At 45.6% G+C, this 1,772-nt stretch carries 1 protein-coding gene; it reads left to right on the top strand.

All coding sequences use genetic code 11. The features are described 5' to 3' along the window. Positions 1–313: 313 nt before the first annotated feature. The coding region (locus B7X71_RS16375; RefSeq protein ID WP_293601513.1) for an LON peptidase substrate-binding domain-containing protein at positions 314–1,772 on the top strand (1,459 nt) is incomplete at its 3' end.

Here is a 1,772-nt window from a genome sequence, read left to right as displayed (position 1 = left end):
GTGATGTATGACCTACCATCTTTAAAGAATGTTCAAAAGGTGGTCATCGATGAGAGCACTATTGCGGAGGGCGGAAAGCCCATTTTGGTCTACAAGCAAGGTGATGAATCTACAGAAATGAGCAAAAAAGCCTAATTTTTAGTCTTTTTTGCTGTTTTCACAGGGTTTTTGCTCACTTTTTGCATATTTCCCCCTTGTTTTTCACTTGGTGACACCCATATAGGTAGTATCCTATTCCTAAATTATGCCCGTATCTAGTGGTGCGGCATTTTTAGAGTTTTTTACGGAATGACTATTTTGGAGGAATTGCCCCATGCCTGGCCACTTATTACTACCCTCTGAACCTATTCAACTACCACTTCTCCCATTGAGAGATGTCGTGGTGTTCCCGCACATGGTTATCCCATTATTTGTAGGGCGACCAAAATCAATTAAAGCCCTAGAAGCCGCCATGGAAACTGGCAAAAATGTGCTTTTAGTTGCTCAAAAGACGGCTGCTAAGGATGAGCCAGGCGTTGAGGACCTCTACGAGGTCGGCTGTATCGCCAACATTCTGCAAATGCTGAAGTTGCCAGATGGCACTGTTAAGGTATTGGTTGAGGGCGTACAACGCGCTGAAGTAAGTCAAGTCGAAGATAGCCTTGGCTACTTTGCCTGTGAGGCAACCCCAACTCCTATGTCAGCGTTAGATGCACATGAAACTGAAGCATTGCGTCGTGCCATCATGGCGCAGTTTGACCAGTATGTAAAACTGAATAAGAAAGTTCCTCAAGAAATTCTGTCTTCATTGGGCGGCATTGACGACCCAAGTCGTTTAGCGGATACGATTTGCGCTCATCTCCCAGTCAAGCTTGAGCAGAAGCAGCGCTTGCTAGAGATGACTGACGTGGTTCAGCGTTTAGAAAGTCTCTTGGCTGATCTTGAGAGTGAGATCGACATTCTTCAAGTTGAGAAACGTATTCGTGGACGCGTAAAGCGCCAGATGGAAAAGAGTCAGCGCGAGTATTACCTGAATGAACAGGTTAAAGCCATTCAAAAAGAATTAGGCGAGGGCGAAGAGGGTGCTGATCTCGAGGAACTCGAGAAGCGCATTAAGGCTGCTCGTATGCCTAAGGAAGCATTGAAGAAGGCCGAGTCTGAGCTGAAGAAACTTAAACTGATGTCACCAATGTCTGCTGAAGCGACAGTGATTCGCAATTTCATTGATACATTGGTAACGCTTCCTTGGAAGAAGAAAACCAAGATTAATAATGATTTAACTAATGCTGAAAAAGTATTAGATGAGGATCATTATGGTCTGGATAAAGTTAAAGAACGTATTTTGGAGTACCTTGCGGTTCAACAACGTGTAGATCGCGTCAAGGCTCCCATCCTGTGTTTAGTTGGCCCTCCAGGAGTTGGTAAAACCTCTCTGGGTCAATCTATTGCCCGTGCAACTAACCGTAAGTTTGTCCGCATGGCCTTGGGTGGCGTGCGTGATGAGTCCGAGATTCGCGGTCATCGTCGTACCTATATCGGTTCTATGCCCGGCAAAATTCTTTCTAGCTTGACTAAGGTTGGCGTGCGCAATCCGCTATTCCTCTTGGATGAAGTAGATAAGATGGGCATGGACTTCCGCGGTGATCCTGCGAGTGCCTTGCTGGAAGTGTTAGATCCAGAGCAAAACCACACATTCCAAGATCACTATGTTGAAGTCGACTTCGATCTATCCGATGTGATGTTTGTTGCGACGTCGAACTCATTGAATATTCCTGGCCCTTTATTGGATCGCT

Source organism: Polynucleobacter sp. 39-46-10, assembly GCF_002282275.1.
This window is presented reverse-complemented; position numbering and strand designations above follow the sequence as displayed.